General features: G+C 69.4%; 24 protein-coding genes. 13 read left to right on the top strand and 11 right to left on the bottom strand.

Annotation, left to right across the window (positions count from 1 at the left end):
• Positions 1-2: 2 nt before the first annotated feature.
• Positions 3-1,067, bottom strand: coding sequence for a substrate-binding domain-containing protein (locus HPO96_RS23460; RefSeq protein WP_171676025.1), 1,065 nt, complete (start codon positions 1,065-1,067; stop codon positions 3-5).
• A 113-nt stretch (positions 1,068-1,180) separates the two neighbouring features.
• Between HPO96_RS23460 and dapD the strand changes: the two genes are divergently transcribed.
• Complete coding sequence (gene dapD, locus HPO96_RS23455) at positions 1,181-2,119, top strand: 2,3,4,5-tetrahydropyridine-2,6-dicarboxylate N-succinyltransferase (RefSeq protein ID WP_171676023.1); 939 nt, start codon at positions 1,181-1,183, stop codon at positions 2,117-2,119.
• A gap of 97 nt (positions 2,120-2,216) precedes the next feature.
• Positions 2,217-3,194 (top strand): VldE C-terminal domain-containing protein, encoded by a 978-nt coding sequence (locus HPO96_RS23450; RefSeq protein ID WP_171676021.1) that lies wholly within the window; start codon positions 2,217-2,219, stop codon positions 3,192-3,194.
• Positions 3,195-3,237: 43 nt separating this feature from the next.
• Here the strand turns inward: HPO96_RS23450 and fdxA are convergent, their stop codons facing one another.
• Complete coding sequence (gene fdxA, locus HPO96_RS23445; protein WP_171676019.1) at positions 3,238-3,564, bottom strand: ferredoxin; 327 nt, start codon at positions 3,562-3,564, stop codon at positions 3,238-3,240.
• Positions 3,565-3,683: 119 nt separating this feature from the next.
• On the opposite strand from fdxA, the gene HPO96_RS39710 reads away from it, so the two are divergent.
• Together HPO96_RS39710 and HPO96_RS23435 are read left to right on the top strand one after the other, a co-directional pair.
• A complete protein-coding gene (locus HPO96_RS39710) occupies positions 3,684-4,616 on the top strand; it encodes a GNAT family N-acetyltransferase (protein ID WP_337796776.1) in 933 nt (310 codons plus the stop codon).
• Positions 4,617-4,627: 11 nt separating this feature from the next.
• Entirely contained in the window at positions 4,628-5,065 is a 438-nt protein-coding gene (locus tag HPO96_RS23435) for a type II toxin-antitoxin system PemK/MazF family toxin (protein ID WP_171676017.1), read from the top strand.
• On the opposite strand, the gene HPO96_RS23430 is transcribed toward HPO96_RS23435, so the two are convergent.
• The 5 genes from HPO96_RS23430 to HPO96_RS23410 all read right to left on the bottom strand — a co-directional run bounded on the left by HPO96_RS23430 (position 5,066) and on the right by HPO96_RS23410 (position 9,260).
• Positions 5,066-6,829: a VanW family protein gene (locus HPO96_RS23430; RefSeq protein ID WP_171676014.1), complete on the bottom strand. Its 1,764-nt coding sequence runs from the start codon at positions 6,827-6,829 to the stop codon at positions 5,066-5,068.
• Between the two features lie 148 nt (positions 6,830-6,977).
• The gene (locus HPO96_RS23425; protein WP_337796775.1) at positions 6,978-7,481 is read right to left on the bottom strand and encodes a flavin reductase family protein; all 504 of its coding nucleotides are present in this window, start codon (positions 7,479-7,481) and stop codon (positions 6,978-6,980) included.
• Positions 7,478-8,392: an N-acetyl-1-D-myo-inositol-2-amino-2-deoxy-alpha-D-glucopyranoside deacetylase gene (mshB, locus tag HPO96_RS23420; protein WP_171676012.1), complete on the bottom strand. Its 915-nt coding sequence runs from the start codon at positions 8,390-8,392 to the stop codon at positions 7,478-7,480. Before mshB ends, HPO96_RS23425 begins: the two co-directional genes overlap by 4 nt.
• A gap of 38 nt (positions 8,393-8,430) precedes the next feature.
• Positions 8,431-8,727: a LuxR C-terminal-related transcriptional regulator gene (locus tag HPO96_RS23415; protein WP_171676010.1), complete on the bottom strand. Its 297-nt coding sequence runs from the start codon at positions 8,725-8,727 to the stop codon at positions 8,431-8,433.
• Between the two features lie 164 nt (positions 8,728-8,891).
• Positions 8,892-9,260 (bottom strand): (deoxy)nucleoside triphosphate pyrophosphohydrolase, encoded by a 369-nt coding sequence (locus tag HPO96_RS23410; protein WP_337796774.1) that lies wholly within the window; start codon positions 9,258-9,260, stop codon positions 8,892-8,894.
• A 61-nt stretch (positions 9,261-9,321) separates the two neighbouring features.
• Between HPO96_RS23410 and HPO96_RS23405 the strand changes: the two genes are divergently transcribed.
• The 8 genes from HPO96_RS23405 to HPO96_RS23370 all read left to right on the top strand — a co-directional run bounded on the left by HPO96_RS23405 (position 9,322) and on the right by HPO96_RS23370 (position 17,144).
• Entirely contained in the window at positions 9,322-9,948 is a 627-nt protein-coding gene (locus HPO96_RS23405; protein WP_171676006.1) for a hypothetical protein, read from the top strand.
• Between the two features lie 107 nt (positions 9,949-10,055).
• The gene (locus tag HPO96_RS23400) at positions 10,056-10,349 is read left to right on the top strand and encodes a hypothetical protein (protein ID WP_171676004.1); all 294 of its coding nucleotides are present in this window, start codon (positions 10,056-10,058) and stop codon (positions 10,347-10,349) included.
• A gap of 79 nt (positions 10,350-10,428) precedes the next feature.
• Complete coding sequence (locus tag HPO96_RS23395) at positions 10,429-11,235, top strand: hypothetical protein (protein WP_171676002.1); 807 nt, start codon at positions 10,429-10,431, stop codon at positions 11,233-11,235.
• A 13-nt stretch (positions 11,236-11,248) separates the two neighbouring features.
• Positions 11,249-13,123: a fumarate reductase/succinate dehydrogenase flavoprotein subunit gene (locus HPO96_RS23390; protein ID WP_171676000.1), complete on the top strand. Its 1,875-nt coding sequence runs from the start codon at positions 11,249-11,251 to the stop codon at positions 13,121-13,123.
• The gene (locus tag HPO96_RS23385) at positions 13,120-13,869 is read left to right on the top strand and encodes a succinate dehydrogenase/fumarate reductase iron-sulfur subunit (protein ID WP_171675998.1); all 750 of its coding nucleotides are present in this window, start codon (positions 13,120-13,122) and stop codon (positions 13,867-13,869) included. Before HPO96_RS23390 ends, HPO96_RS23385 begins: the two co-directional genes overlap by 4 nt.
• A gap of 118 nt (positions 13,870-13,987) precedes the next feature.
• The gene (locus tag HPO96_RS23380) at positions 13,988-15,967 is read left to right on the top strand and encodes an ABC1 kinase family protein (protein ID WP_171675996.1); all 1,980 of its coding nucleotides are present in this window, start codon (positions 13,988-13,990) and stop codon (positions 15,965-15,967) included.
• 27 nt (positions 15,968-15,994) lie between these two features.
• A complete protein-coding gene (locus HPO96_RS23375; RefSeq protein ID WP_171675994.1) occupies positions 15,995-16,852 on the top strand; it encodes an alpha/beta hydrolase in 858 nt (285 codons plus the stop codon).
• Between the two features lie 4 nt (positions 16,853-16,856).
• Positions 16,857-17,144, top strand: a complete 288-nt coding sequence (locus HPO96_RS23370; RefSeq protein WP_171675992.1) for a 4a-hydroxytetrahydrobiopterin dehydratase — start codon at positions 16,857-16,859, stop codon at positions 17,142-17,144.
• A 4-nt stretch (positions 17,145-17,148) separates the two neighbouring features.
• Here the strand turns inward: HPO96_RS23370 and HPO96_RS23365 are convergent, their stop codons facing one another.
• A complete protein-coding gene (locus HPO96_RS23365) occupies positions 17,149-18,048 on the bottom strand; it encodes a tachylectin-related carbohydrate-binding protein (protein ID WP_171675990.1) in 900 nt (299 codons plus the stop codon).
• Between the two features lie 100 nt (positions 18,049-18,148).
• On the opposite strand from HPO96_RS23365, the gene HPO96_RS39705 reads away from it, so the two are divergent.
• Positions 18,149-18,973 (top strand): acyltransferase domain-containing protein, encoded by an 825-nt coding sequence (locus HPO96_RS39705; protein WP_171675988.1) that lies wholly within the window; start codon positions 18,149-18,151, stop codon positions 18,971-18,973.
• Here the strand turns inward: HPO96_RS39705 and HPO96_RS23355 are convergent.
• From HPO96_RS23355 to HPO96_RS39700, 3 genes are all read right to left on the bottom strand, one after another.
• A complete protein-coding gene (locus HPO96_RS23355; protein WP_171675986.1) occupies positions 18,970-20,151 on the bottom strand; it encodes a polysaccharide deacetylase family protein in 1,182 nt (393 codons plus the stop codon). The genes HPO96_RS39705 and HPO96_RS23355 overlap by 4 nt on opposite strands.
• 78 nt (positions 20,152-20,229) lie before the next feature.
• Positions 20,230-20,895 carry a DedA family protein gene (locus tag HPO96_RS23350; RefSeq protein ID WP_337796773.1) on the bottom strand — a complete coding sequence of 222 codons (666 nt, stop codon included), beginning with the start codon at positions 20,893-20,895 and terminating at the stop codon, positions 20,230-20,232.
• 62 nt (positions 20,896-20,957) lie between these two features.
• Entirely contained in the window at positions 20,958-22,139 is a 1,182-nt protein-coding gene (locus HPO96_RS39700) for a cytochrome P450 (RefSeq protein ID WP_171675984.1), read from the bottom strand.
• Between the last annotated feature and the right edge of the window lie 5 nt (positions 22,140-22,144).

The following is a 22,144-nucleotide window of genomic DNA, read 5'->3' as shown; positions in this document are numbered from 1 at the left end:
GGTCACAGATGAGCAGGCGGACAACCACAGGACCGGCGCACGACCAGTCCCACCTCGAGAACGGCCCGCAGCGGCTGCGGGTCCGGATCGATCAACTGCCGGACGGCCAGCTCGGCCATCTCGGCGATCGGCTGCTGGATCGTCGTCAGCGCGGGCACCGCGTACGCCGAGATCGACGACCCGTCGAACGTCACCACCGCCAGGTCGTCCGGCACCGAAAGCCCCAGATCAGCAGCCGCCCGCAACAACCCGATCGCCTGCCGATCAGAACTCGCAAACACCGCCTGCGGCCGAACGCGCGCCCCGGCCGGACCCGAGCGGCCGAAGATGGAGGCGCCGGACGCCGGACCACCAGGAGCGAGAGGTGAGGGGTTGAGGAGGGCCAGGGCGGCGTCGTAGCCGCCGGTGACGGTGAAGGGGTGTTGGACGAATCGGACGCGGCCTGCGGTGGGGCGGGCGGCGACGGCGTGGCGCCAGCCGGCCAGGCGGGCTTCGGCGACGTGGTCGCCGGCGGGGCCCGCGATGGCGGCGATCCGGCTGTGGCCGTGCTCGAGGAGGTGGCGGGTGGCGGCGACGGCGCCGCCGAAGTTGTCGACGCCGATCGATGCCGCGCTCTCGGGCGCCGCGCCCAGGAAGACGTGCCGGGTCTTGGCGCGGTTCAGCAGGCGGTCGGCGGCCGCGGGGGCCTGGGAGACGATCACCAGGCCGTCGATCCGGCGCTGCAGGAAGGTGTCGAGCAGGTCGAGCTCGGTACTCGCGTCGCCTTCGGAGTTGGCCAGCAGGACCGTCCGGCCGGCGGCGCGGGCGGCTTGTTCGACGGCCGCGGCCAGCTCGGCGAAGAACTCGTTGGCGATATCCGGGACGATCAGGCCCAGCGTCATCGTCGATCCGCCGACCAGCGCGCGAGCGACGCCGTCCGGGCGGTAGCCGGTCTGCTCGATGGCCGCCAGCACCCGCTGCCGGGTCGCCTCGGCCACCGGCCGCGGGCCGCCGTTCACGACGTAGCTGACCACGGCCATCGACGTGCCGGCCGCTCGCGCCACATCAGCCTGGGTTACCCGCGCCACCCGGAACACCTCCTGTCCATACACAGAGAATCTATGCGTATAGATACCGTCCGGAAGCCTTTCGATCAGGGTCTAAGGCCGAGCCCGCTTCGGCCCTCTGGCAGGCTGTGCGCATGACCTCGAACGCCACCCACGCCTGGGGCTTCGGCCTCGCCACCGTCACGACCACCGGCACCGTCCTCGACGTCTGGTACCCGGCGCCCGCGCTGGGCGAGCAGCCCGCCGACGCGAAGGCCCCCGCCGAGCTGATCGCCGCCGAGGGGACCGACGAGCTGCGCGAGGTCCGTCGTGAGGTCGTGAGCGCCGAGATCGCCCTGGACGCCGCGCCCGAGGGCACCGCCGACGCGTACCTGCGGCTGCACCTGCTCTCGCACCGCCTGGTCCGCCCGCACGGCCTGAGCCTGGAGGGCATCTTCGCCGCCCTGCCGAACAACGCCTGGACATCGGCCGGCCCGGTCCCGGTCGAGCAGATCGAGCAGGTCCGGCTCCGCGCCCGCGCCGCCGGCCAGCACCTGACCGTGACCAGCGTCGACAAGTTCCCCCGGATGACGGACTACGTCGTCCCGACCGGCGTCCGGATCGGCGACGCGGACCGGGTCCGCCTCGGCGCGCACCTGGCCGAAGGCACCACGGTCATGCACGAGGGTTTCGTGAACTTCAACGCCGGGACGCTCGGCACCTCGATGGTCGAGGGCCGGATCGTGGCCGGCGTCGTCGTCGACGACGGCAGCGACATCGGCGCGGGCGCCTCGATCATGGGCACGCTGTCCGGCGGCGGCACCCAGGTCGTCTCGATCGGCAAGCGCTGCCTGCTCGGCGCGAACGGCGGCACCGGCATCTCGCTCGGCGACGACTGCGTGGTCGAGGCCGGCCTCTACGTGACCGCGGGCACCAAGGTCACCCTGCCGGACGGCGCCGTCGTCAAGGCCCGCGAGCTGTCCGGTCAGCCGGGCCTGCTCTTCATCCGCAACTCCGTGACCGGCGCCGTCGAGGCCCGGCCGCGCAAGGGTGAGGGCATCACGCTCAACGAGGCATTGCACGCGAACGCTTGAGACACACAGACGCCAACCGGTTGGCGAGTTCGGACGTCAATCACATCGTGACCAACCGTGAGGAACCAGGCCGCCGCTCCCGGACGTTGAGAGCGGTATGCCGATGAAGCGCGGCCTGATCGTCGCACTGGGATCCGTAGGGGCGCTGGCCCTGGTCATCGGCGGAGCTGTGGCCTGGGTCGGCGGCCAGGACTTCGGCCCGTTGCTGCCGCCGCCCGAGCAGTGCGAGGCGACGGTGAACGAGTCCACCGTCGTCCTCGACCTGGAGCAGGCCGAGTCGGCGGCCATCATCGTCGGGATCGCCGTCCGCCGGGGTTTGCCCGGCCGGGCGGCGACGATCGCGCTGGCGACGGCGTACCAGGAGTCCGGCCTGCGCAACGTCGAACACGGCGACCGGGATTCGCTCGGCCTCTTCCAGCAGCGGCCGTCCCAGGGCTGGGGCACCGAGCAGCAAGTGCAGGACCCGCACTACGCGGCCGGCAAGTTCTACGACGCGCTGGTGAAGATCAAGAACTACCAAAGCCTGCCCGTGACGGTCGCCGCCGACCGCGTGCAGCGCAGCGCCTTCCCGAACGCGTACGCCGATCACGAGGGCGACGCCCGGGTGCTGGCCTCTGCCCTGACCGGCAACTCGAAGGCGGTCTTCAGCTGCACGGTCAACCCGGACGAGGTGCCCGTCCAGAGCGTCGGCAAGAACGGGCTGACTCCGCGCGCGGACGCCGTCCGCCGGGATCTGCTCGCGACCTTCGGCAAGGTGCCGACCGGGGGCTACGCGCCGGGCGGCGTCCAGAGCGGCCACATGGAGGGCTCGGCGCATTACGAGGGGCGCGCGGTCGATGTCTTCGTCCGGCCGATCTCCGCGGCCAACACCACCAAGGGCTGGGCGATGGCGCAGTACCTGGTCGCCCGCGCCGACCTGCTGAAGATCCGGACGATCATCTTCAGCGACAAGATCTGGACCGCCGGCGGCCGCTCCGACTCCGGCTGGCGCGACTACACCCCGCCCGCGCGCTCCGGCGACTCCAAGATTCTCCGGCACCTCGACCACGTCCACGTGGACGTGCTGGAGGACTGACCGATGGGGGCGCCGATCGGCGCCCCCATCGAAGGACTGCTGGTTACTCGTCGTGCTCCTGCGGCGGCAGCGCCGCGATGAACGCGTGGTCCTTGTCGATCTTGCCCATCTTCGAAGCGCCGCCGGGCGAGCCCAGGTCGGTGAAGAAGTCGACGTTCGCGGTGTAGTAGTCCTTCCACTGCTCCGGCGTGTCGTCCTCGTAGTAGATCGCCTCGACCGGACAGACCGGCTCGCAGGCTCCGCAGTCCACGCACTCGTCGGGGTGGATGTAGAGCATCCGGTTGCCCTCGTAGATGCAGTCGACGGGGCACTCCTCGACACATGCGAGGTCCTTCAGGTCAACACACGGCTGCGCGATGACGTAGGTCACTGCTACTCCTCCTATGGCAGGCACGCGCAGCGCTGGGCACTCGGGTTGCTGCGATGCGGTGGTGCAAGAGTCTCTAGTATCACGGTAATACTCTGCCCACTCTGCCAGGAGTCCGGATCGTGTCAGGCCTCGGGACCAGTGATATCGGCCACCGTGTCGTGGTCCGCCATCGAAGTAAGGATGGCCTTACCGACCTCATCGGCGTCCTCGAGGACCGGCAGCCGGAGGGTCTCGTCGTCCGGCACGCCGACGGTGAACGGCACCGGATCGAGCTCACCGCGATCACCGCGGCCAAACCGATCCCGGAGATGCCGTTACGCGCGGTCGACGTCGCGCAGCTGTTCCTGACCACCGCCCTCGGGCGGCCGGCGGCTACGACGACGTACCTGGGCGAGTGGTTGCTGCGCGCGTCCGCCGGCTGGACGGGCCGCGGCAACTCGGTGCTCCCGGCCGGCGATCCCGGCCTGCCGACCGCCGAGGCAGTGGCGCAGGTCGAGGCCTTCTACGCCGGGCACGGCCTCCCCGCGCAGGCCCTGGTCCGGCTCGGGACGCCGATCGCCGCCGAACTCCAGACCCTCGGCTGGGTCGACGCGCGCCCCGCGGAGTCCGACGTCCTGGTCATGCACACCACGCTCGACCACGTGAACGCCGTCCCGGAGTACGACATCTTCATCCAGGACCGCCCGGACGACGCCTGGTACGCCGCCGCCTTCGACGGCCCAGTGCCCGCAGTCGCCCCGACCGTGCTCGAAAGCGCCCCCAAGGCCGTCTTTGCCTCGATCACCGTCGACGGCCAACTGGTGGCGGTCGGGCGCGGCGCCATGACCGGGCACTGGCTCGGTGTGGACGCCGTACGGGTGCTGCCCGCGTATCGCGGCCGGCGGCTGGCAGCAGCCGTCGTACAGGGCCTGGCGCGCTGGGCAGGCACGCAGGGCGGCCGGAGGACCTATCTGGAGGTTCTGGAGAGCAACGAGGCCGCAGTGACGGCGTACCGGCGGCTCGGGTACGCCGAGGCCTATCGCTACCGGTATCTGGTCAGCTCCGCGCAGTAGGCTCTGCTGCCATGGCGGATCACGCGGTGGAGCGCCCGGAGTACCCGGGCGATTTCGAAGGCACAGTGCACGTCGAGTACACCCCGCATCCGGACGACGGCGTCGCGGACCCGGGCGAGATCGTGTGGACCTGGGTGCCGTTCGAGGAGGACTTCCACCGCGGCAAGGACCGGCCGGTGCTCGTGGTCGGCTCCGACGGGCCCTACCTGCTGGCGCTGATCCTGACCAGTAAGGACCACGACCGGGACGCCGCCGACGAGGCCCGCTGGGGCCGGGTCTGGATGGATATCGGCAGCGGCCCCTGGGACCGCGAGAACCGGCGCAGCGAGATCCGGCTGGACCGCGTGCTGCGGATCGAACCCGGTCAGGTGCGTCGCGAGGGCGCGGTGATCGGCGAGGACCTGTTCAATCAGGTCGCCGCCGAACTCCACCAGCTGAACGCCGGCTGATCAGCGCGGCGGCGTGCTGCTCTCGCCGACGCCGGGCGTCTCCGGGCCGCCGGGCGGCGTCGTGCCGGGCTTCGGGCCGCAGCGGATGTCGTCGGCCGCGTTGTACTTCGTGGTGAACTGCTCGGTCTTGACCCGGCTGCCGTTCTTCGCGAAGTACCGGTAGATGGTGATGTCGAAACCGCCGGTCGGGGCCTGCGGGCGGCAGCCCGGCTCGGTGTTGTAGATCAGGCCGGGGGCGCGCTGGTTGGTCCGGCCGGAGGCGCCGGCGGTGATGTCCCAGACCTTGGTGCCCCAGATCTTCACCTCGATGCTGCCCTGCGCGCCGGGTTTCGAGGCCTTGAAGATGGTCTGGATGTAGATGCCGTTCCCGGAGTCGTTGAGGAACTTCAGGTCCACCGAGGGCCAGGCCACGGTGGCCTCGCGGCCGACCGGGTAGCGGTCGATGTAGACGCTGTGCGCCTTGTGCTCGACATCCTTCAGACCGGCGAAGAAGGCCGCGTTGAAGGTCGTCGTGGCCGACTGCGAGACGCCGCCGCCGAGGTCCAGCTTGAAGACGCCGTTACTGATGATGTTGCCCTCGGTGAACCCGTTGGCCTTCGTCCGCTCGCCGACGATCTTGTTCAGGCTGAACATCTCGCCCGGTTTCAGCAGCGTGCCGTTGATCTTGCGGGCCGCCGTGCCGATGTTGACGTTGCGGTACGTGGCGTAGGGGAAGACGGTCTTGAACTGACCCATCACTTCCTTGATGCCGAGCGCCTGCACCTGCTCGGTGGTCACCTTCGCCTTGGTCGTGGTCAGACCGACCGAGGCCGTGCGCTGACCGGACGGCTTGGCCAGCAGGTCGAGGATCGCGGGGCCGACCTTGTTCCGGTCGACGACCTGGCCGTCGACCGCCGGGACGACCCGCGGCTTCCCCGCGGCGATCTCGAACGTCGCGTCCTTCGGCAGGCTCTCCAGCGTCTTGAACCGCTTCTGGAACAACGGCTCCAGGAGCTTTCCGTTCAGCGTCGGGGTGACCTTGCCGTCGCGAACCGCGACGGTCAACGCAGGCGCGAGCTCCCGCGGCGTCAGCTGGACCGACTTGTCGCCGACGGTCAGCTTGATCGGGCCGGACATGGCAGGCTCGGCGTACTCGTTGATGGCCTTGCTGATCGCGTCGGCGCCGGCCTGCGGCTTCGTCACCTGGACCGGCAGATCGGCGGCGTTGCCGTCGCCGGGGTAGGCCGCGACGATCTTCGCGGCCGCCTGCGCGCTGTCCAGCTCGAGGCCCTCGGCGGGTTTGTGGGACACCGGCTCGATGCCGTCGAAGGTGATGCTGCCTTCGGTGGCCGGCCGGTTGACCTGCTTGGCGAGCTTCTCGACGGCGGCCTTCAGCTTGGCCTCGTCGCTCTGGACGACCGGCTCGACAGCCTTTCCGCCGGTCAGACCGCGCCAGATCCGGGCCGGGGCCAGGCTGCGGCCCGCGCCGGCCTGGGCGACCGTGGCCTCGACGTCCAGGCTGAGACCGGCCTCGACCGGGTCGACCGTGTACGACGTCTTGCTGTCACCGGCGGTGAACTTGATCGGCTGGGCCAGCCGCTCCTTCAGGCCGGCCTCCAGCTTCGACTTCGCGTCGGCCTCGGACAGCCCGCCGAGCGGGATCCCGAGCACCGTGGTGTCACCGGGAATCTTGTCGCCGGCGAACGCGAAGGCCGCGCCGTACCCCACCGCCAGCACACCGAGCCCCGCCGCGGCGATGATCCCCGCGAGCTGCTTTCTCCCCACCGGACGAAGTCCTCCTGCTCAAGCCGTGGTCAAGCGGCGCCCAACCCAAGGCGCAAGCCGTCATCCTACGGGACCGGGCAGGCCGTCCCGACCTTCGGGGCAGCCCTGGGTTGCCCCGAGATGCCCTGTTCCCAGGCCGTAAACACACTCAGCTGCCGGGTAACTCCCGGTAGTGACTGGCGTGATGGAGCAGGGCGGCCCTGCCCCGTGCCCCGGGAAGGCCCAACCCGAGCACCTCGCCGACCACGATCGTGTGGTCGCCGCCGTCGTACGTCGCCCACGTGCGGCACTCCAGCCAGGACAGCGCGCCGGTGATCACCGGGCAGCCGGTCTTCGGGGCCGGCTCGGTCGCGACGCCGTCGAACTGGGTGTGCAGATCCCGCCCCGAGCGGGCGAACCGGGCCGCGAGCGGCTGCTGGTCGGCGGCCAGCACCGAGACCGCCCAGGAACCGCACTCCAGGACGGCGTCGTGCATCCGGACGCCCTTGTCGACGCAGACCAGCACCAGCGGCGGCTCCAGCGAGACCGAGGTGAACGCGTTCGCGGTCATCGCATGGGCGACGCCGTCCTGCAGGGTGCTCATGATCAGGATGCCGGCCGCGAACTGCCCCAGGGCGGCCCGGAAGTCCTCCGGGGGGACAGCGCCGGTCACTGGAGACCGGCGAACAGATCGTCCTCGACGCCGTCGGGGCCGGGGGCGGCCGTGCCCTTGACCAGGCGGTAGCCCTCGTCGGTCCAGATCTCGTTGCCGTTGTTGTTGGACAGGGCGAAGAACGGGCCGTCGACGGTGATCTGGGTCGCGTGCGCCTTCATCGCGTTCATCTTCCGGTCCAGGTACGGGGCGCCGTCGATGATCGCGGTGACGAACCGGTCCGGGGTGATGGCGCGGCCGAGGTCGCCGTCCGGGTCGAGCCCTTCGAAGGTCGTGGTGTCGCCGGCCGCGCGCAGGTTACGCAGGCTGGAGCGCCACTTCGACTCGATCATCGCGTTCCAGTAGATCTTCGGGATGTCCCAGGCCGGGCCGAGCTCCTCCCGGTACGACGGGACGGCGGCCAGAGCGGCGGCGTACGTGGCGACGCGGTGCGCCTGGATGTGGTCGGGGTGACCGTAGTTGCCGTAGTCGTCGTAGGTGATCAGCACCTGCGGGCGGACCTCGCGGATGACCGGGACCAGGTCGTCGGCGGCGGCCAGCAGGTCGGCCTGCCAGAAGCTGTCCGGCCGGGTGTCCGGCGGGACGTCGGCGTTGCCCTCCTCGTTGTAGATCATCCCGGTGTCGCGGTACTTTCCGGGGCCGCCGAGGAAGCGGTGGTCGGTGACGCCGAGCTCGGACATCGCGTTCGCCAGCTCGGTGATCCGGTGCGGGCCGAGGGCGTCGGTCCGGTCGGCGGCCAGGTGGGCGAGATCGGGGACGAGCACCTCCCCCTCCTCGCCGAGGGTGCAGGTGATCAGCGTGACCTGGGCGCCCTCGTCGACGTACCGGGCCATGGTCGCGGCATTGTTGATGGTCTCGTCGTCGGGGTGCGCGTGCACCAGCAACAGCCGGCGCGCGGGTAGCTCAGCCATACTCAGAGCCTACGTCGCGCCCCGGCCGCGAGGTGTTCTTATCCGAAGCGCCGCACCAGCAGACAGCCGGCCTGGAACCGTGACTTGGCTCCCAGCCCGAGCACCAGCGCGCTGACCTCGGCCCGAACGGTCCGCAGCGACAGACCGAGCTCACGAGCGACCGCGGCGTCCTTCGCACCGGTCGCCAGCATGCGGCCGATCGCGATCTGACGACTGGTCAGCTCCCGGACCGCTGTCGGCTCCAGCCGCCGCGATCCCAGCTCGTAGATCTCGCAGTCGGCTTCGTGGGCGAAGTCTTCCCTCCGGACGGATGGGACGACCTGATACACCGACATTCCAACTCCTCCCCAGTAGCTTGCCTGAGGATCGTCGCAGCCGGAGTAGACCGGTCACCAGGTACAACCCATACAAACGACCCATACAGTTTGCGGCCGGGACCGTTTTCTCCCCGTGATCCGGAGGTCGCAAACCGTGGCCGGCCCGAATGTGACTTCCGCCACTAGAGAATTTCCCGCAGCGCCCGGACGAAGGGGCGATCGGGGGCCAGCCAGGCCGTTTCGTCCAGCTCCGCCGGAGTGAACCATCTCAGTTCGGCGTGCTCCCGGCGGACCGGCTCGCCGCTGACGATCGTCGCCCGGCGGACGAACAACCGGTACTTGTCGGAGATGTCGACGCCGGGCCCGAGCGATGCCCCGACCGCGATCTCCAGGTCGAGCTCCTCGCGGATCTCCCGGACGGCGGCGTCCGCCTCGGTCTCCCCCGGCTCGACCTTGCCGCCGGGGAACTCCCAGCCCGGCTCGGGCGCCGTCCGGTACGCCGCCAGCACGCGCCCGTCGCGGACGATCGCGACTCCCACCACACTCTGCACGCGACGACTCTGCCAGACCGGGTTGGGAAAACTGTCGGCGGAGTCCGGCAGGATCGGCCGCATGCCGTTGCAGAACAGGGTTCTCCCGACGCAGGAGATCGTGGCCGAGCCCGGCCGCGGCCTGCTGATGGGCAACCGCGGCTCGTTGCACCGCCCCGATCGCGGCCTCGGCGCGGCCCGCTGGCGATCCAAGGCGTGGATCTGCTGCGTCCTTGACTGGAAGGGGGTTCAGCGCGATCCGATGCCGCCCGGCCGGTGGACGGCGCTGTTCTTCTTCGACGAGGCGGTCGCGCTGGCGGCCGGTCATCGCCCCTGTCATTACTGCCGGCGCAGCGACTTCCTGCGGTACGCCGGGGCCTGGGCGCGCGGCCGCGGCCTGGCCGAGCGCCCCCGGGCGCCCGCGATGGACGCCGTCCTGCACAGCCAGCGCGTCGAGCCGCGGACGCGCCGGCAGCGGACGACGGTTCAGGAGTTCGTCACACTGCCCGACGGCGCCATGATCCGGTACGACGGGCGCCCGGCGCTGGTGCTCGATCAGCAGGTGCTGCCGTGGTCCTGGGCAGGGTACGAGAAGCCGCGCCGGCCGCGCGGTCTGATCGAGGCCGAGGTGCTCACGCCGATGGCGAATCTCGTTGTACTGAAGGCCGGATTCGCTCCATTACTCCACTCGTCGGCAGTCGGCAACTGAGGCAACCCTAAGTAAAAACACGCCGTAGCGAGAGGTCTTCCGTTGCATGCACGAGCGCGGCAAAGTGTGCCCATACTGACAGCTACAACACCATCACTGGAGTCGGCATGGGTGAAGCTAACAGCGCCGTTGCGCCCGTTGTCCGCGCGCTCGAATCGCTACACGCGGCCGTCGGGAAACTCAGCCAGGAGTACGGCGACACCCTCGGCATCCGCCGCTTGGTGTCGGACGTGGCCCGGCTGAGCGACGACCTGGCCGAGCTCGGCCCTCCCGACCCACGGCACAGACCCGGACCGGTTCCGGAGGACCTCGAGGAGATTCCCGACGTGGAGTATGACGCGTCCATGTGGACAGACGCGGAGCACGAAGGCTTCGGCGCGCCCGACAGGCGTGCCCCGTGAGCGAGCGTAGCGAGCGAACCAGAAAGCACAGCGTCGCATCGACAGCAGAGGCGCCCGGAGCGAAGCGAGGACGACTCTGATGTCGGCTGATACAGGCATCAATTCGCCGGGGCGCGCGCAGGTAGGGCTGAAAACGGCACGGACCGACAAGTGGTGGCTGGCGCCGCTGCGGATCGGCGTGATCCTGGGTTTCTTCGTCGTCTACGCGACGATCCGGATCTTCATGAACAAGTGGTACTGGGTGAACGACTACCACTACCTCACCCCGCTGTACTCGCCCTGTATCAACGAGGGCTGCTCGCCGGGGTCGAGTCACCTGGGCACCTGGTTCCCGAAGTTCCCGGTCTTCATCCCGTACAGCATCATCACGTTCGCCGTGCTGGCCGGCTTCCGCGGCACTTGCTACTACTACCGCAAGGCGGGTTACCGGTCGCTGTTCTTCGCGCCGGCCGCGTGCGCCGTCCCGGAGCCGCACAAGTCGTACACCGGTGAGCGCAAGTTCCCGCTGATCGCGCTGAACCTGCACCGCTACTTCTTCTACGGCGCGCTGGTCTTCGGCATCCTCAACGTCTACGACGGCGTCCTCGCCTTCCACGGCAAGGACGGCGGCTTCGGCTTCGGTCTCGGCACGCTGATCATCTGGATCAACCTGGTGATGCTGTGGCTGTACACGCTGTCCTGCCACGCCTGCCGGCACATCGTCGGCGGCCGCCTGAAGAACTTCTCCAAGCACCCGCTGCGGTACCGGTACTGGACGTTCGTCTCCAAGCTGAACCCGAAGCACGGCACGTTCGCGATGGCGTCGCTGTTCACCGTGATCCTGACCGACTTCTACATCATGGCGCTGTCGGCCGGCTGGTTCTCCGACCTGCGCTTCTTCAACTGAGGACTTCTGAGTTATGACTGAGCTGGAACGACACACCTACGACGTCGTCGTGATCGGGGCCGGCGGCGCCGGTCTGCGCGCGGCGATCGAGGCCCGCGAGCAGGGCAAGCGCACCGCGATCGTGTGCAAGTCGCTGTTCGGCAAGGCGCACACCGTGATGGCCGAGGGCGGCTGCGCGGCCGCGATGGGCAACGCGAACTCCAACGACAACTGGCAGGTCCACTACCGCGACACGATGCGCGGCGGGAAGTTCCTGAACAACTGGCGGATGGCCGAGCTGCACGCGCAGGAGGCCCCCGACCGCGTCTGGGAGCTGGAGACCTACGGCGCGCTGTTCGACCGGACGCCGGACGGCCGGATCAGCCAGCGCAACTTCGGCGGCCACTCCTACCCGCGGCTGGCGCACGTCGGCGACCGCACCGGCCTGGAGCTGATCCGCACCCTGCAGCAGAAGATCGTCTCGCTGCAGCAGGAGGACTTCGAGGCCACCGGCGACTACGAGGCCAACCTCAAGGTGTACGCCGAGTGCACGGTCACCGAGCTGCTCAAGGACGGTGACGCGATCTCCGGCGCCTTCGGGTACTGGCGCGAGTCCGGCCGGTTCATCCTGTTCGACGCGCCCGCGGTCATCCTGGCCACCGGCGGCGTCGGCAAGTCGTTCAAGGTCACCTCGAACTCCTGGGAGTACACCGGTGACGGGCACGCGCTCGCGATGCGGGCCGGCGCGACGCTGATCAACATGGAGTTCATCCAGTTCCACCCGACCGGCATGGTCTGGCCGCCGTCGGTGAAGGGCATCCTGGTCACCGAGTCGGTCCGCGGTGACGGCGGCGTCCTGAAGAACTCCGAGGGCAAGCGGTTCATGTTCGAGTACGTGCCGGACGTGTTCCGCGCGCAGTACGCCGAAACCGAGGAAGAGGCCGACCGCTGGTACAAGGACGCCGACAACAACCGGCGCCCACCGGAGCTGCTGCCGCGGGACGAGGTCGCCCGCGCGATCAACTCCGAGGTCAAGGCCGGTCGCGGCACCCCGCACGGCGGCGTCTTCCTGGACGTCTCCTCGCGGCTGCCCGCCGAGGAGATCAAGCGCCGGCTGCCGTCGATGCACCACCAGTTCAAGGAGCTGGCGGATGTCGACATCACGGCCGAGCCGATGGAGGTCGGTCCGACCTGTCACTACGTGATGGGCGGCGTCGAGGTCGAGCCGGACACCGCGTCGTCCGTCGTCCCGGGCCTGTTCGCGGCCGGTGAGGTCGCCGGCGGTATGCACGGCTCGAACCGGCTCGGCGGCAACTCGCTGTCCGACCTGCTGGTCTTCGGCCGCCGCGCCGGGATGGGCGCCGCGCTGTACGTCGACTCGCTGGCCGAGCGCCCGAAGATCGCGGAGGCCGATATCGACGCGGCCGCCGCGGACGCGCTGGCGCCGTTCGAGCTGGAGGGCGGTGAGAACCCGTACACCATCCACCAGGAGCTGCAGCAGTCGATGAACGACCTGGTCGGCATCATCCGCAAGGAAGAGGAGATGGAGCAGGCGCTCGGCCGGCTCTCCGAGTTCCGCGGCCGGATCGCGAAGATGACCGTCGAGGGGCACCGCCAGTTCAACCCGGGCTGGCACCTGGCGCTCGACCTGCGCAACATGCTCACCGTCTCGGAGTGCGTGGCCAAGGCCGCGCTGCTGCGCCAGGAGTCCCGCGGCGGTCACACCCGCGACGACTTCCCGGGGATGAACGCCGAGTGGCGCAAGAAGCTGCTCGTCTGCGGGCTGAACGCCGACGGCAGTGTGAACGTCGACGAGAAGCAGCAGATCCCGATGCGCGAGGACCTGCTCGAGCTGTTCGAGGTCGACGAGCTGAAGAAGTACCTGACCGAAGAGGAGCTGCCCGCATGACCTACAAAGGGAAGTTCCGCGTCTGGCGCGGGGACGCCGAGGGCGGCGACCTGCAGGACTACGAGGTCGAGGTGAACGAGGGCGAGGTCGTCCTCGACGTCATCCACCGGCTGCAGGCCACGCAGGCGCCCGACATGGCCGTCCGCTGGAACTGCAAGGCCGGTAAGTGCGGCTCGTGCAGCGCCGAGATCAACGGTATGCCGAAGCTGATGTGCATGTGCCGGATGAACACGTTCGACGAGGACGAGGTCGTCACGGTCACCCCGATGCGCACCTTCCCGGTCATCCGCGACCTCGTCACCGACGTCTCGTACAACTACACCAAGGCCCGCGAGGTCAAGGCGTTCACGCCGCCGGCCGACCTCAAGCCCGGTGAGTACCGGATGCAGCAGGTCGACGTCGAGCGCTCGCAGGAGTTCCGCAAGTGCATCGAGTGCTTCCTGTGCCAGAACACCTGCCACGTCATCCGGGACCACGAGGAGAACAAGGAGTCCTTCTCCGGCCCCCGGTTCCTGATGCGGATCGCCGAACTCGACATGCACCCCCTCGACGCCGCCGACCGCCAGCACCAGGCCCAGGACGACCACGGCCTCGGCTTCTGCAACATCACCAAATGCTGCACCGAAGTCTGCCCCGAACACATCAAGATCACCGACAACGCCCTCATCCCCATGAAAGAGCGCGTAGCCGACCGCAAGTACGACCCCATCGTCTGGCTGGGCAACAAAATCCGCCGCCGCGCCTGACACCTGCACCCCCACTGCGCCCGACCACCCCACGGTGGCCGGGCGCAGTGCTGTTTCGGGGGTGAATCACCCGTGTGGGGGACGGTGGCGGGCCGTGGGTGGGTTCTAGGGTGCGGGTATGGATGTTGCGGTGGCGGGGCTGGTCAGCCTGGTGGTGTTCATGGTGGTCTTTGTGCCGGTGGCGCAGAGGTTGCTGGGGGTGCGGTTCGGGTTGGTGCGGTTGGGGGTGGCGGCTGGGTTGACGTTGAGTACGTTCAGTCCGATTGCCAATGCGCTGGTGGGTGGGTTGCCGTTCGAGGGGAGTAATGGGACGGCGCTGGCGTTGCTCGGGTTGACGACTGTGTGCGCGACGCTGGTCGGGCTGGTCTTTCTGGTGCTGGCGGAGGCGCTGGTGCCGACGGGGTCGTTGCCGCGGGCACGGGATCTGCGGCGGGATGTTGCGGGGCGGGTGGCGCGCAGCCGGCGGTATCTGCAGATCTTGCGGATCGCGATCAAGTACGGGCTGGGGCCTTATCTGCGGGGGCGGCGGCGGCCGGGGCGGGAGAACGCGGCCGGGCAGGCGGAGTTGGCGCGGAGCCTGCGGCTGGCGCTGGACGAGGCCGGCGTGACGTTCGTGAAGCTGGGGCAGGTGTTGTCGACCCGGAGCGACATCATTCCGTTGTCGGTGGCAACTGAGTTGAGCCGGTTGCAGGATCAGGTGCGGCCGGCGGCGTGGGGTGAGATCGAGCAGGTGCTGACCGAGGAGCTGGGAGCGCCGCCGCAGCAGGTGTATGCCGAGTTCGGGGTCGAGCCGCTGGCGGCCGCGAGTGTCGCGCAGGTGTACGCCGCGACCCTGCGCACCGGCGCGCAGGTCGTCGTCAAGGTGCAGCGGCCGGGGATCGCCGCCGTCGTCGACCGGGATCTCGACATCGTCCGCCGGCTCGCGAAACTGCTGGAGCGCAACACCGACTGGGGCCGGTCGATGGGCGTCCGGGCGCTGGCCGACGGGTTCGCGGACGCGATGCGCGAGGAGCTCGACTTCACCGTCGAGGCGGGCAACATGGCCGCGGTGGCGGCCGGCCAGGCCGTGGCCGGGGGCAACGACATCGTCGTGCCGGAGCTGTATCCGCGAGAGTCCACCCAGCGGGTGCTGACCATGCAGCGACTGGACGGGGTCGGCCTCGGCAACGCGGCGCAGGTGATCGCCGAGCGCGGGCTGGACGCCGCCCGGCTCGGCCGGACGCTGTTCGACTGTCTGCTCGGCCAGGTCGCGATCGACGGCGTCTTCCACGCCGACCCGCATCCCGGCAACTTCCTGCTCCTCACCGACGGCCGGATCGGCATGCTCGACCTCGGCTCGGTCGGCCGGCTCGACCCGGCAACTCGCGAGGCCCTGCAGCGTTTCCTGCTCGCGATCGACCACGGCGACCCGGTCAGCGCGACCGACGCCCTGCTGGAGATCGTCGACCGTCCGGATGTGATCGACGAGCGCGCCCTGGAGCGCGCGGTCGGCCAGTTCATGACCCGGCATCTGACCGGCGCGGTCGCCCTCGGCCCGGCGATGTTCACCGACCTGTTCAAGATCATCACCTCGCACGAGCTCGGCGTCCCGCCCGAGGTCGCGGCGGTCTTTCGCGCGCTGGCCACGATCGAGGGCACGATCAGCCGGATCACCCCCGGCTTCGACCTGGTCTCGGCGTCCCGGCAGTTCGCCTCCGCGCACGTCACCGACCGGCTCACCCCGGACGCTCTGCGCCGGACGGCGACCGAGGAGCTGGCCGCGATCCTGCCGATGCTGCGCCGGCTCCCCCGCCGGATCGACCGGATCGCCGCCGCGGCCGAGAGCGGCCGGCTCGGCGTCAACGTCCGCCTGCTCGCCGACGAACGCGATCGCCGGCATCTCACCGGTCTGCTGCACCAGGTCCTGCTAGCGGTCCTCGGCGCGACCGCGGGCCTGATGGCCGTGCTGCTGCTCGGTATCCCGAACGGCCCGCGGATCACCGCCACGATCACCCTCTACCAGCTGCTCGCGTACAACCTGCTGGTGATCTGCGCGGTCCTGGTTCTCCGCGTGCTGGTGCTGATCTTCCGCATTCCCGAGAAAACCGGCGTGAGTTAAAAACTCGAACGTGTCAAAATACCTGTCATGAGTACTCCGACCTACGTTCTCGTCCACGGCGCGGGCAGCAACTCGTTCTTCTGGACGACGATCCAGCGTGAGCTCGCCCTGCGCGGGCTGCGCTCGTACGCCGCCGACCTCCCCGGCCACGGCCTCGACGCGCAGTACCCGCTCGCGTACTACTCGCCGCAGGATCTGGACGCCTGGGCGAACGAGCCGTCCACCCTGGCCTCGGTCACCCTGCAGGACAACGTGGACAGCCTGCTGCCCGCCGTCCGCCGCCTGGCCGAGCACGGCCCGGTCGTCCTGGTCGGCGCCAGCCTGGGCGGTGTCACGATCACCACCCTGGCCAACCAGGCGCCCGAGCTGGTCTCGCACCTCGTCTACATCTCCGCCTGGGCGCCGGTCTCGGAGCGGAACCCGGTCGAGTACACCGGCCCCGAGTTCGACGAGAGCCTGCTCCCCCAGCTGGCCGGTCTGTCGGTCGGCGACCCGGCGGTCGTCGGCGCCGGCCGCGCCAACTACCGGACCGCCGACAAGACGCTGCTCGACACTCTGAAGGCCGCCGTCCTGGCCGAGGCGACCGACGAGCAGTTCCGCGCGTTCCTCAACATCCTGCAGCCGGACGAGTCGATGCAGGTGATGATGGGCGACGCCCGGGCCGACGCGGCCACCTGGGGCACCATCCCGCGCACCTACATTCGCCTGACCGCGGACTACGCGATGCCGATCGCCGCGCAGGACATGCTGATCCGCGAAGGCGACGAACTCACCCCGGACAACCCGTACGCCGTCCACACCATGGACGTCAGCCACGCCGGCTTCATCTTCCAGCCGGAGGCCACGGTCGACATCCTCGCCGGAGTTGACTTGGGTCTAGAGTGACCGCATGGCTGACCTGCTCACCGACGACCAGATCGATCTCGCGCTCCGCGACCTGATCCCGCTGTGGAAGGCCGTGGACAAGACGCTGGTCCGCACCATCGAGCGGGACACCTTCCTGGACGGTATCCGGCTGGTCGCCACGGTCGCACAACTGGCCGAGGCGACCAACCACCACCCGGATATCGACATCCGCTACACCAAGATCACCTTCCGGGTGACCAGCCACGACGCCGGGGGTATCACCGAGGACGACCTCGTCCTCGCCCACCACATCGACACCGCCGCCGAATAGCAACTCACCGCGGCCAGGGCCCCGCGACGGTCGCGGAGTTCGGGTGCCAGACACCGCCTTCGTCGTTGAAGTAGTGCCGGAACCAACGCAGCGTCGACCCGGCATCGATGGTTCGGATGGTGATCCAAGGCATGGTCGCGATGGCCCGGATCGACGTCGCGAGCTGCCAGCCCCCGTCGTCGACGATGCTGCCGGACCGCGGGTCGAAGCTGCCCTGCCCGCCCCAGGAGTCGCTGTAGTTGTACCACCGCAGGACGCCTGAGGGAGCCGCCGCGTAGATGTTCCCGCCGACGGCGGTGAATGCGTGCAAGTCACCCCAGCCGTCGTCGATGATCCGGCCCGAGCCGGGTGCCCACGTTCCCTTACCGCCAAGCACGTCGGTGTGCCGGTACCAGCGAAGGTTGGCGCTGCTGTCGACCGTGTAGAAGATCCCGCTGCCCGCATAGGCGACCTTCCGCATGGTCTGGAAGCCGGAGCCGATGACGGTGCCGGAGTCCGGGTGCCACTGGCCGTCACCGGTGTCCGGAGCGGAGTAGGAGTGCCAGCGGAGTGCTCCGGAGGCGTCGATCGTGTAGATCGTGGCGCCGCTGGAGAAGAGCTGGACCGGGGTGGTCCAGCCAGTGGCAATGACCTTCGGCGCCGCCCACTCGGTCACGGCGTTGTCCCGGCGGATCCGGAAGCTGTTCCAGATCAGCTCTCCGGTGTTCCGCAGGCCGTAGTGGGCGCCGGTGCCCATCGACGCGCCGGCTTCCTGCGCACCTTCCCACACGAGACCGAGCCGGGCGTCCGGCGCGATGGTCGCCGCGGCGGCGGTTCTGCTGGTGACGACGAGGCCGGCGGCGGTGGCCGCGGCGCCGGCAGTGAGGGTTCCGAAGGTACGGCGGGAGATGGGTATTTTCGACATTTCGCCTCCATATCCAGTATTTCGGTAAGGATGGGGCGGCAGGCGAGTGGTCCACAAGACTTTCGACCGTGCTCTAAGGCGGATCGGATACCGTTACCGGGTGACGACTGCTGACGAGTACCGGTTACTGGGATTCAGCGCCGAGGACCAGGCGGCCGCGGAGGCGTTCGCGGCGGATCCGGTGGTGGTGGCGGATCTGGCCGAGCAACTGCGGGCCGGGGTCGGCGTGCAGGGCGCGGAGCCGCAGCTCCGGATGCCGGAGGACACCCGCAACACGGTCGCCGCGCTACTGGAAACGCTCCCGGAGATCCGGAAGTACCACGCCGAGCTCGGGATTCCGGACGATGTCAGCTGGGCGACGCTGGCCGATCTCGGCCTGCAGTTGCGGGTCAGCCGCCAGACGCACGGCGAGTACGGGCTGGCCACCCACTGGTGGCTGACGATCCACTGGGCCGGGCAGATCTACGCGCTCGGCCGGTTGCAGTTCATGCTCTACCAGGTCACCGCGGACAAGCCCGTCCCGGGCGCGGAGACCGGTGAGTGGGTGCTCGGCGTGCACATCCCGGAGTCGGGCCGCCTCTCACCGGAGCTCGTCGACGCGAGTTTCGCGCAAGCCCGGGAGTTCTTCCCGCGGTTCTTCCCGCAGTACCCGATCAAGACGCTCACGCTGAACTCGTGGCTGCTCGACCCGTACCTGCTGGACAACCTGCCGCCCGAGTCGAACATGGTCCGCTTCGGCCGCCGCTTCACGCCGTACGGGACGCCGTCCGACAGTCAGGACAGCGCGATCTTCTTCACCTTCCGTACGCACGGCCTCGAGCGCCTCGACGAGCTACCGCAGGACACGACGCTGCAACGCCTGGTCGTCAATCGGATCAAGCAGGGCGGCACCTGGCAGAGCGCTCTCGGCTACGCGAAGCTCTAAGGACGACGGCCGCTCGGGACGCCGGCGTACTTCGCCAGCCAGCCGGTGAGCTCGATGTTGCTGACGCACCGGACGTCGGGCTGCTTGCACGTCTCCAGGACGAAGGTCGAGAGCGCATCCGAGTAGACGCTGTTGTTCCAGCGGTTGAAGTGATTGCCGAGGAACAGCGGCGGGTTCCCGTTCGCGCGGGACCGGGCGAGGGCTTGGCGGTACGTCTTGAGCACCTGGGCGCGCAGCTGCGGCACGTGCGCGATCGGCGCCCGCTTGGCCTTGGTCTGCGCGTACCAGAGGTTGTAGTCCATCGTCAGCGTCTTCTTGGTCGTCCCCGCGAGGACGACGTCCTGCAGCGGGAAGCTCCAGAGCCCGTCGACCTTCGACGGCCAGCGCAGGTAGCCGGGTGCGGAGGCGTCGTACAGCATGCCGCGCTGCACCATCGCCTTCCGGTACGCCGCTCGGTTCCCTTCGAGGCACGGCGTCCGGAGCCCCTTGACCGTGGCCGGGTCGAACGGCGCCGCCATCGGCCGGCCCGCCGCCAGCCGCGGGCCGTTGCGGACCATCTGGTCGAACGCGTTGAACTCGACGGTCCACTGGGCGGTGTTCCAGGCGTCGACGCCCTTGGGACCGCAGAAGTGGCCGTTCACATGGGTGCCGATCTCGTGCCCCTCGGCGATCGCGTCGCGCAGGATCGTCGTCCGGGCCAACACGTCCGCCGGGGTGCTCCAGCCGATGTCGGAGGCGCCGGGTTTGTGCAGCGGCGGTTTGTAGTCGGTGCGGTGCGCGGCCGGGTACAGGTACGGGCCGGAGAGGAAGAACGTCATCCGGGCGTCGACCTTGCGGGCGATCGTCCGCCAGTGGCTCCAGAGCGCGAGGTCGCCGGCGCCGTCGAACGAGACGACCACGAACAGCGGAGGCTTGCCGTTGGGCAGCCGCGCTGGGAATGCCCGGGTGATCGGGGCCGCCGCGACGCCCTGCGGCCCGGACGGCGTCGCCGTCGGACCAGGAGCCGGTGTCGGCGTGGCGCTCGGTGTCGGCGTCGCACTCGGGGTCTTGGACGGCGTCGGTGTCGTACTCGGGGTGTCGGACGGCGGCGCCTGGCCGCTCGGCTCGACGTCGGCGCAGCCGACGACCACTGCCGCGACGACCGCCGCGGCCGCAAGGAGGTGCACCCCAGGCCTCACCACAGCTCTACTCACGCATGCCCGGTGTGCCGGGCACCGGCCGGACACGCATCGGCCCGGCAACCTGCAAAAGGGTCGTTAGACCGCTGTGATCTTCGCGGCCCGGCGCTTGGCGGCGATCCGGCGCGAGGTCTCGATCACCAGACCGATCGTGAACGCCATCCCGAGGCTGAACGCGAGCGCCTTCAGCGAATCGTGCTCGAACGCGTCACCACCGATGTAGCCGATCAGCGCGACGTACGTGTAGGCGATCGTCACCCCGGCGAAGGTGAACACGACGAACTTCCGGAACGAGTACCGCGTCGCGCCGGCGGTCAGCGTCGCGACCATCCGGGCGCCGGGGATGTACCGCACCGTGACGAGGATCAGCCCGCCGCGTTTGTGCAGCGCGGCCGAGACGGCGTCGTACAGGCGTTGCCGGCGCTCCTGCCGTTTCATCCAGCGATGCAATCGCGGGCCGGAGCCGCGACCCATCAGGTAGCAGACGGACTCGCCGATCACCGAGCCGACCATCGCGACCACGATCACGAGCAGCAGGTTCTGGTGGCCGGCGGCCGCGGCCATCCCGGCCGTGACGACCATGCCCTCACTCGGGATGACCGGGAAGACCGCGTCGATCGCGGCCGCCAGGAAGAGGATCAGCAGCAGCCAATGCGAGGCCATGGCCAAGCCCAGCAGATGCCGCGCCGCTTCGAGGATGTCGGTCACCCGGCCCAGGATGCCAGGTCCGGTCAAGTGACTCACAATCCCACCGCTGTCATTTGGCCGGGGTTCACATGCTGTTCAACCCCGGCCACTGACGGTCGTCAGAGCAGAACGGGCAGTGTCCGGATGCCGTTCAGCAGAAAGCCCGGCGGCCGCTCCGGCTCCTCGCCGGTGTCCGCCGGACGAAGGTTCGGGAAGCGGTCGAAGAGCAGCTCCAGCGCGATGCGGCCCTCCAGCCGGGCCAGCGGCGCGCCGAGGCAGTGATGGATGCCGTGGCCGAACGCGAGATGCGCGGAGTCGGGCCGGGTGATGTCGAACTCGTCGGGCCGCTCGACCTTGCGACCGTCCCGGTTCACCGGCAGCAGCGCGAAGACGAGCACCTCGCCCGCTTCGAGCCGTTCGCCGGCGATCTCGATCGGCGCCTGGACGAAGTACGGGACGGTGACCTGGAGCGGGCCGTCGTACCGGAGCACCTCTTCCACCGCGGCCGGGAGCCGGTCGGGCTCAGCCCGCAGCAACGCGAGCTGGTCGGGGTGTTCGAGCAGCGCGTGCACGCCGTTGGTGATCAGGTTGACCGTCGTCTCGTGACCGGCCGACATCAGCAGGAAGATCATCGAGGTCAGCTCGTCCTCGCTGAGCCGATCCCCGCCGTCCCGGACGGCGGCCAGCGCCGACAGCAGGTCGTCGGCGGGCTCCTTGGTCTTGACCGCGATCAGCTCCTGAATGAGCGCGACGATCTGCCCGCTGGCCTCGATGTACTCCTCGGGCGTGTGCATCGGCGCGTTCACCGCGACCGAGGACCAGCGCCGGAACGATTCCCGGTGCTCGACCGGGATGCCGACCAGCTCGCAGATGACGGTCACCGGCAGCGGGTAGCTGAACAGCTCGACCAGGTCCGCGCCGTCACCGGCCGCCGCGATCCCGTCGAGCAGCTCGGTGGCGATCTCGCGGATCCGCGGCTCGAGCTCGTCGATACGGCGCCGGGTGAACGCCGCGGTGACGAGTTTGCGCAGGCGGGTGTGGTCGGGCGGGTTGACCAGCAGCATGTGCCGATCGGTCCAGCGCACCTGCTCCTCGGTGAGGAAGTCCCGATGCGGGCCCTCCATCAGCGAGCGGACGACGTCCGGATGCGCGAGCAGCGTGCGCGCTTCGGCGTACCCCGTCACGAGGACGACGGGGACGCCGGTGAACAGTGTCAGACGGTTGATGGGCCCCTGAGCGGCGAGCTCGGCGAAACCCTGTTGGCGGAGTGTTCCCTTGGACTGGAGGAAGGGCTGCGTCACCTCGC

Source organism: Kribbella sandramycini (assembly GCF_013131805.1).
Lineage (GTDB): Bacteria > Actinomycetota > Actinomycetes > Propionibacteriales > Kribbellaceae > Kribbella > Kribbella sandramycini.
The sequence above is the reverse complement of the archived record's forward strand: the minus strand, read 5'-3'. Positions and strand labels throughout refer to the sequence as shown.

Coding starts and splice junctions, on each gene's coding strand:
- HPO96_RS23390 (WP_171676000.1), top strand. CDS start 11,249: ATGACTGAGCTGGAACGACACACCTACGACGTCGTCGTGATCGGGGCC.
- HPO96_RS23395 (WP_171676002.1), top strand. CDS start 10,429: ATGTCGGCTGATACAGGCATCAATTCGCCGGGGCGCGCGCAGGTAGGG.
- HPO96_RS23380 (WP_171675996.1), top strand. CDS start 13,988: ATGGATGTTGCGGTGGCGGGGCTGGTCAGCCTGGTGGTGTTCATGGTG.
- HPO96_RS23405 (WP_171676006.1), top strand. CDS start 9,322: ATGCCGTTGCAGAACAGGGTTCTCCCGACGCAGGAGATCGTGGCCGAG.
- HPO96_RS23450 (WP_171676021.1), top strand. CDS start 2,217: ATGCCGATGAAGCGCGGCCTGATCGTCGCACTGGGATCCGTAGGGGCG.
- HPO96_RS23435 (WP_171676017.1), top strand. CDS start 4,628: ATGGCGGATCACGCGGTGGAGCGCCCGGAGTACCCGGGCGATTTCGAA.
- HPO96_RS23415 (WP_171676010.1), bottom strand. CDS start 8,727: ATGTCGGTGTATCAGGTCGTCCCATCCGTCCGGAGGGAAGACTTCGCC.
- HPO96_RS23370 (WP_171675992.1), top strand. CDS start 16,857: ATGGCTGACCTGCTCACCGACGACCAGATCGATCTCGCGCTCCGCGAC.
- HPO96_RS23385 (WP_171675998.1), top strand. CDS start 13,120: ATGACCTACAAAGGGAAGTTCCGCGTCTGGCGCGGGGACGCCGAGGGC.
- dapD (WP_171676023.1), top strand. CDS start 1,181: ATGACCTCGAACGCCACCCACGCCTGGGGCTTCGGCCTCGCCACCGTC.
- mshB (WP_171676012.1), bottom strand. CDS start 8,392: ATGGCTGAGCTACCCGCGCGCCGGCTGTTGCTGGTGCACGCGCACCCC.
- HPO96_RS23375 (WP_171675994.1), top strand. CDS start 15,995: ATGAGTACTCCGACCTACGTTCTCGTCCACGGCGCGGGCAGCAACTCG.
- HPO96_RS23400 (WP_171676004.1), top strand. CDS start 10,056: ATGGGTGAAGCTAACAGCGCCGTTGCGCCCGTTGTCCGCGCGCTCGAA.
- HPO96_RS23365 (WP_171675990.1), bottom strand. CDS start 18,048: ATGTCGAAAATACCCATCTCCCGCCGTACCTTCGGAACCCTCACTGCC.